The organism is Pseudomonas sp. (genome assembly GCF_032058845.1).
Taxonomy (GTDB): domain Bacteria; phylum Pseudomonadota; class Gammaproteobacteria; order Pseudomonadales; family Pseudomonadaceae; genus Aquipseudomonas.
Map to the genome: position 1 here is coordinate 1 of NZ_DAMCCR010000160.1, position 7,236 is coordinate 7,236.

At 64.7% G+C, this 7,236-nt stretch carries 5 protein-coding genes and 1 pseudogene; 2 read left to right on the top strand and 4 right to left on the bottom strand.

Annotated elements, in window-relative coordinates:
* From speA to RT028_RS19555, 4 genes are all read right to left on the bottom strand, one after another.
* A partial coding sequence (gene speA / locus RT028_RS19540) for an arginine decarboxylase (RefSeq protein ID WP_312937021.1) occupies positions 1 to 1,698 on the bottom strand: 1,698 nt, incomplete at its 3' end.
* Between the two features lie 242 nt (positions 1,699 to 1,940).
* Complete coding sequence (locus tag RT028_RS19545; protein WP_312937023.1) at positions 1,941 to 2,309, bottom strand: translation initiation factor Sui1; 369 nt, start codon at positions 2,307 to 2,309, stop codon at positions 1,941 to 1,943.
* A 209-nt stretch (positions 2,310 to 2,518) separates the two neighbouring features.
* On the bottom strand, positions 2,519 to 3,058 hold the full coding sequence (locus RT028_RS19550; protein WP_312937025.1) for an NUDIX hydrolase: 540 nt from the start codon (positions 3,056 to 3,058) through the stop codon (positions 2,519 to 2,521).
* A gap of 1 nt (position 3,059) precedes the next feature.
* Positions 3,060 to 4,124, bottom strand: coding sequence for a DUF2333 family protein (locus RT028_RS19555; RefSeq protein WP_312937027.1), 1,065 nt, complete (start codon positions 4,122 to 4,124; stop codon positions 3,060 to 3,062).
* 486 nt (positions 4,125 to 4,610) lie between these two features.
* On the opposite strand from RT028_RS19555, the gene RT028_RS19560 reads away from it, so the two are divergent.
* Together RT028_RS19560 and RT028_RS19565 are read left to right on the top strand one after the other, a co-directional pair.
* Positions 4,611 to 6,221: a diguanylate cyclase gene (locus RT028_RS19560; RefSeq protein ID WP_312937029.1), complete on the top strand. Its 1,611-nt coding sequence runs from the start codon at positions 4,611 to 4,613 to the stop codon at positions 6,219 to 6,221.
* A gap of 154 nt (positions 6,222 to 6,375) precedes the next feature.
* A pseudogene (locus RT028_RS19565) lies at positions 6,376 to 7,236 on the top strand (methyl-accepting chemotaxis protein); the annotation flags it as partial.

Here is a 7,236-nt window from a genome sequence, read left to right on the forward strand (position 1 = left end):
GTTCACCGAGTCGGTGTCACCGAACAGGTTGTGCATGTCGCCGAGAATTTCCTGGTAGGCGCCGACCAGGAAGATGCCCAGCAGGTAGTCTTCACCCGGGTTGATGCCATGCACCGGCAGGCTGGTCTCGATGCTCTGCTCGTCGACGTACTGATTGATCTTGCCGTCCGAGTCGCAGGTCAGGTCTTGCAGCACCGCGCGGCGCAGCGGCTCTTCATCCAGGCGATGCAGCGGCAGAATCGGCAGTACCTGGCCGATGGCCCAGGTGTCGGGCAGGCTCTGGAACACCGAGAAGTTGCAGATGTACTTGTCGGCGAGCTTGTCGTTGAGCTCGTCGAGCACCTGGCGGTGCGAACGCTGACGGGCCTTGAGCGAGTTGTGCAGGCGCCGGCACACAGCGAAATAGCACTGCTCGGCCAGGGCCTTCTCGCTCAGGGTGATCTTGCCGTCGGCGTACTGCGCGGCGATGTCGCCCATGTAGTGGGTGGCGCGCCAGTAGGTTTCGGTGACCATCTCGATGTCGGTCGGGCCGAGCAGGTCGACCAGCCATTGCACGGTCTCGGGCAGCGTGGCCTTGTCATCGATGGTCGGGATCTGGTCGTTGTGCTTCTCGACATCGGTGACCTGCACCACCAGCATGGCGTGGTGGGCGGTAAGCGCGCGGCCGCTCTCGGAGAAGATGTGTGGGTGCGGCAGGCCCTGGGCGTCGCAGAACTCCTTGAGCATGCCGACGACCACGGCGGCGTAATCGTCGATGTCGTAGTTGATCGAACTGGCATTGCGCGAATGCGTGCCGTCGTAGTCGACACCCAGGCCACCGCCGACGTCGATGTGATCGACCGGCAGGCCGAGTGCGCGCAGCTCGCCGTAATAGCGGATCGCTTCCTTGAAGCCGTGCTGATAGTCGGCCAGGTTGGCGATCTGCGAGCCCATGTGGAAATGCAGCAGGCGGATGCCCTGGTCGAGGCCCGCATCCTTGAAGCGCTGCACCACCGAGAGCAACTGCGCGGCCGACAGGCCGAACTTGGACTTCTCGCCGCCGGTGTCAGCCCACTTGCTCGACGCCAACGATGACAGGCGTACGCGCAGACCCACCTGCGGCTTGACCTTGAGTTCCTCGGCCTCTTCGATCACCAGCGCCACTTCCGACTCTTTCTCGATGACGATGAACACGTTGTGGCCAAGCTTCTGGCCCATCAGCGCCAGACGGATGAACTCGCGGTCCTTGTAGCCATTGCAGACGATGGTGCCACCCTTCGGTGCCAGGGCCAGCACCGCCAGCAGCTCAGGCTTGGAGCCGGCTTCCAGGCCGATGGAGACGTTCTGCGTGGCGATGATGTTCTCCACCACCGCTTCCTGCTGGTTGACCTTGATCGGGTACAGCGCGGTGTACTGGCTCTGGTAGTCGAGGCGCGCGATGTTGGCATCGAAGGCACCGGTGAGCTGGCGGACGCGGTCTTGCAGGATGTCGGGGAAACGCACCAGCAACGGCAGACTCAGGCCGCTCTGACGCAGCTCGTCGACCTGTTCGAAAAGATCGATGGGCGAGCTGTCGGGGCCATTGGGGCGTACTTCGACGCGCCCGGCTTCATTGATGGCGAAGTAGCCAGCGCCCCAGTGGCGGATGCCATAAACACTGCGGCTGTCGGCCACGGTCCATTGGCTGCCATCGTCTTTGCGTGTGCGTCGTACGGACATTCAAGTCCCCTATAAAGAAAGTCAGAACACTGCCCTGGGTAGAGCGCACGGCAGTGTAGAAGCTGAAAATGACGGTTCGTCCATGCTGGGGATAGACCCCGGTTGCACAAGCGAGTTTAGAAACGCGACGCTAAAAACCCCGGGCGCTGCCTGAAAAGCCTCGGATCGAAGGCTGAACCGGGCCGCATCGCTCGCGACCCGATCGCGTGATGAAGGGTGCGCAACGCACCAGGGGCCAGGCCTCAGCCGCCGGACTTTCTGGCCGTGAAACCGCGCTTGCCGAGCTCGCCGATGAGCAGCTCGACGTGATCACCCTGAATCTCGATGACGCCGTCCTTGATCGCGCCACCGGTGCCACACCGGCGCTTGAGCGCGGCGGCCAGCTCCTTGAGCGGCTCGGCAGCCAGCAGCACACCGCTGACGGTGGTGACTGTCTTGCCCCCACGGCCTTTGCTCTCGCGGCGCACGCGGGCAATGCCGTCGCCTTCAGGCAACTGCTGCTGGCAGACACAGGCATCCACAGGCTGGCTGCAGTCAGGGCAATGCCGGCCGGCATCGGTGGAATAGACGAGACCGCCGAGGGCGGCAAGGGAGGACGTTTTCTTGGCCACTTTTGTGCCTCTGGCTGAGGACAAAAACTGGTCGAACCGGATCTTGGGTCGACCGCGAGGCCCCACTCTGGCAGGGGCGGCGCTGATTGCCACGGTTGATGCGGCAACCCGTAAAGGGCGCGCAGTTTAACCAGAAAAGTCTGACGGCCCAAGTAGCGGATTGCGCCATTTTGCGCCTGTTTTGCGACCTGGCACCGGGCAGCCGCGCGTCAGAGGCCGACGCTGCGCCGGTAGCGTTGCAAGGCGGCCAGGGAATCAGGGCAATAGGGCTTGTGCTGGCTGTCGATTTCAGCCGCTGCGAGGCTGAGGAAGCGCGCTTCGAGCACCTCTTCCGGTTGCAGGCGCAGGGGCCCGTCGTAGACGGCGGAAAATACCGCGCACCACAGGTGGTTGTCGGGCTGGTCGAAGAAGAATTTCTCGTGGAACTGCAGGTCCACCCCACTGACGCCCAACTCCTCCTCCAGCTCACGGGCCGCCGATTGCGCGTAGGTTTCCCCTGCGCCGACCATTCCGCCTGCCGCCACGTCCCAGTAGCCCGGGTACAGCGCCTTGCTCAAGGTGCGACGATGCACACAGAGCTCGCCCTGGCTGTTGAAGAGCAGGATGAAGGTGCCACGGCCAATGAGCCCGCGCTCACGCACTTCGGCGCGCGGCAGGGCGCCGAGCAGCTCGTCCCGGGCATCCACCCAGGCGATCAGCTCGACGTCAGAGGCCGCGCGGTGCGAGGCCTCCAGAGGTGCAATCGGCATATCAGCCCTGCGACAGCAACTGGCGCAGGTCGATCACGGCAGCGTTGGCACGAGAGATGTAGTTGGCCATGACCAGCGAGTGGTTGGCCCACATGCCGAAGCCGCTGCCGTTGAGCACCATCGGGCTCCACAGCGGTTCCTGCGACGCTTCCAGCTCACGGATGATCTGCCGAACGCTGACGGTGGCATTCTTCTTCGCCAGGACATCGGCGAAGTCGACTTCGATGGCGCGCAGCAGGTGCGACAGCGCCCATGCCTGGCCACGCGCTTCGTAGAACACGTTATCGATCTGCAGCCAGGGTGTTTCGACCATTTCTTCGTCCACCTGCGGCGCCTGGCCCGGGACGAAGGTTTCGGTCTTCAGGTTGCTGTTCAGCTTGACCCGTCCCACGCTTGCCGACAGGCGCTGGGACAGCGAACCCAGACGCGTGGCGACATCGCCCAGCCAGTTGTTCAGGTTGTCGGCACGGGTGTAGAAGATCGCGCCCTTGTCACCGGCTGCCAGGCGAGCCTGATAGCGCGACAGCGACTTGATGCCTTCCTCGAATTCCGATTCGCTGGAGGGCAGGATCCAGCTCTTGTGGTCGAAGTTGAAGCGCGGCTCGGCCTTGGCCAGATCGCCGTCTTCGGTCGACTGCGACTGCGAACGGGCAAAGTCCTTGCGCAACGCGCGCGACAGGTCACGCACCTGGACCAGCACGCCGTATTCCCAGCTCGGCATGTTGTCCATCCACAGGCCCGGGGGGAAACGGTCGTTGGCAATGTAGCCGCCTGGCTTGTTCAGCAGGGTGCCGGCGACGGTCTTGAGGGTTTCGACCGTGGTGTAGCCGACCACCATTTTCTGCCCGGACTGCTGGGCCGCCGATTGCGCGGTCTGCTGTACCGGGAACAACTCGGGTTCCTGGCTCCAGTACCAGCTCAAACCAATGCACACCACCAGGTACACACCCACGACGGCGGCGATCACGCTGCCCCAGGGCCCTGCGCGGCGGCGAGGTGTGGCTTTGCGGGTTTCAGCCCGCTCGCGGGGCGCTTCGGTGGCCTCGCGTTTTTTCCAGTCCAGCATGGCGTTAGTCCTTAATCAGTCACGTCGAATACGAAGCGTTGTGCGAATACTGCCGATCTTGAACAATCGGCTGTTCACTTGAATCGGATCGGTGTTGCCAAGGCGGGTGTGCCGCCCCTGGGGCTTGCAGCGCACCCGACAGACCGCGCCCACCAGGCTGGCGTTCGCCCCTGGCACTGGCCAGTGCGGCATCCTGTTCAGCTGCCAGGCTCGAGGCGCCGTTGCGATCGCTCAGACGAAATGCATCATGGCCATGAGCCGGCGCTTTCGAAGCGCGTCCTGGGGCTTGGACCACAGGGTAGAGTCAGGGTGCCACGGCAGATCGCAGCGCCAGCACTATAAAGCAGACATCGCCATGCGCATACGCGACCAACCGGTCAGCGGGTCGCGATCGACAAATGCGCAAATAGTCCAATCCCTCGAACAGTAGGCTGCCAAGCAGTGCTAGCATGGGGCCACTATTTAGCTGCCCATCGCAGTGAGCCCATGAACCAGCCAGCCCCACCCTGCCCCGAACGCATCAAGCACCTGTCCGCGCAGCGGGTGGTGCAACAGACCCGGGATGTCCTGTTGCTGTGGCGGCGGCTGCGGCGCGGCGACGAGACTTGCCTGAACGATCTGCTGGAGGCGAGCCTGCGCCTGCAACGCTGGGCCGAACGTCTCGAACAAGCGCCGCTGGCAGGCCTGGCACAGATGATCGGACAACGCCTGCAGGCGCTGCACGGCTGCCAGCCGCCCTATCCAGCCGCTGCGCTGAACGAGCTTGAAGGGTGGGTTAAACGCTTGTCGCGGGCCAGCCTGCGGCGCGGCGATCAGTTCGATGACGTGCCCTTGCCGCCCTCGCGCCGGCCCCTGTATCTGCTGCTGCAAGACCACGAGCATGCCGAGCGCCTGGCCAAGCAGCTGGCGTTCTTCGGCCTAGCGGCGCAGGCCTTGCCCAGCGCCGAGGCGTTGCGGGCGTCACTGCGCGAGCAGCGCCCCGAGGTCGTGGTCATGGATGTCGACTTCACCGGGCCCGGCCGTGGCCTGGACCTGGCGCAGGCGCTGCAGGACGATCCGCAGCAGCCGGTGGCGCTGTTGTTCTTCGGCTGCGATGAAACCAGCACCAGTGCCCGTCTGGCCGCTGTGCGCGCTGGCGCCAAGGCGTTTCTGACGGGCAAGCTGGAAGCCTCGATGCTGCTGGAAAAGATCGAGCTGCTGAGCAACCCGGCGCACATCGACCCATTTCGCGTGCTGATCATCGATGATTCGCGGACCCAGGCGCTGCACACCGAGCGCACGCTGAAAAGCGCGGGCATCGCCACGCGCGTGTTGATCGAGCCGCTCAAGACCATGGACGCACTGGCGGACTTCCAGCCCGACCTGATCATCCTCGACATGTACATGCCGGGCTGCACCGGCGCCGAGCTGGCCCGGGCCATTCGCCACTGTGATCGCTATGTCAGTGTGCCCATCATCTACCTGTCTGCCGAAGACGACCTGGACAAGCAGCTCGAGGCCATGAGTGAAGGCGGTGACGACTTCCTGACCAAGCCGGTGCGGGCCAGTCAGTTATTGACCACCGTGCACAACCGCGCCGCCCGCGCCCGCCATCTGAACGCGCGCATGATCCGTGACAGCCTGACCGGGCTGTACAACCACACGCACATCCTGCAACTGCTCGAAGACAGCAGCCACCGCGCGCGCCGCGAGGCGCAGCCGCTGAGTTTCGCCATGCTCGACATCGACCACTTCAAGCGCGTCAATGACGTGCACGGGCACTCCACCGGCGATCGGGTACTGAAGAGCCTGGCGCTGTTCCTGCGCCAACGCCTGCGCCGTACCGACTTCATCGGCCGCTACGGCGGCGAAGAGTTCGCCATCGTGATGCCCAACACCGACCTGGACGCGGCGCACCAGGTGCTCGACGACCTGCGTCAACGCTTCGCCGAGCTGAACTACCCTGCTCAGCCGCACGACCTGCAATGCACCTTCAGCGCCGGCGTGGCGAGCCTGACACACGACAGAGATGCCTTGAGCCTGGGCACCACTGCCGACGAGGCGCTGTATGCGGCCAAGCACAGCGGGCGCAACCGTGTGGTGAAGGCGCCGGATTGATGGTTTGACCGGCGCCGTGCGCCTGCTGGGCGCAGGCGCAGAGGAGAGATAGCCACTGGCCACTTTTTTCTGGCGCCAGCGCCCCGTCGTCATCAATTGGTCATGAATTAGCCATAGTGTCAGCGCCGTCATCCCCTGCCGGAAATGCGTGGCCATGCGCCTCAAGCTGCTGACCAATCTCAATACCTTGTTGCTGGTAACCGTGTGCATCGCCTTGGGCGCGACCCTGTGGTGGTCGCAGCAAGCACTGCAGCGTCCCTACCAGATGATGGAGCGCTACGTGGCGCTGGCGCAGCAGTTCCAGAACGGCAGCGCGGCCAACATTCAGGCGTACCTGGGCAGCGGCGATGCCGTACGCCACGCGGCCGCCACACAGGCCATCGACCAACTGCAGCAGAGCCTCGACAGCTGGCCCAGCCCGCTGGCCGACAGCCTGCACCCGAGCATGGACAGCCTCCAGGCGTTCACCGCAAACGACCTGCTGGCCGCCGGCAAGCTGGCCGGCGACCCCCAGGCGCTGTTGCTGCAAGCCGAACGCGAGCTGGGCGCCACCCTGGAACAACTCGCGCGTTATGCCAGTGACGGCAACGCCGTCCAGGCCGACGGCTACCGCACACCGCTGCTGGACGCTGCCGTACACCTGGGCCGATTGTCCCTGGCCCGGGACAAGCTGGTCAGCAGTGGCCGCGCCGAACTCGCCGACGAGGTGCAGCGCGAGCTGCAGCTGATCGACGCCCAGGCCCAATTGATCGATGCCCTGCCGTTACTCGGCGTGTCCGCCCCGGCCGAGTCGGGCAGCGATGACTTCGCCGCCCTGATGGGTTTGCAGAGCCAGGCCGAGAAAGCCCCGCAAGACCTTGGCGTCGACCTCAAACGGCAATTGCACAGCCTGCTCGGCCGCTACCCTGCCGAGCTGCAACGCACCCGCGCGCAGATCGAGCAGCGCAGCGCCCTGGCCGCCAGCACGCAGCAACGCCTGGAGGCTGTGCAGCAGGCCATCGCCGCGCTGGAGCCG

What these genes read in the sequence shown, in the direction of transcription:
- RT028_RS19550 (WP_312937025.1), bottom strand. Translation starts at nt 3,058, where the DNA reads ATGCCGATTGCACCTCTGGAGGCCTCGCACCGCGCGGCCTCTGACGTC.
- RT028_RS19555 (WP_312937027.1), bottom strand. Translation starts at nt 4,124, where the DNA reads ATGCTGGACTGGAAAAAACGCGAGGCCACCGAAGCGCCCCGCGAGCGG.
- RT028_RS19560 (WP_312937029.1), top strand. Translation starts at nt 4,611, where the DNA reads ATGAACCAGCCAGCCCCACCCTGCCCCGAACGCATCAAGCACCTGTCC.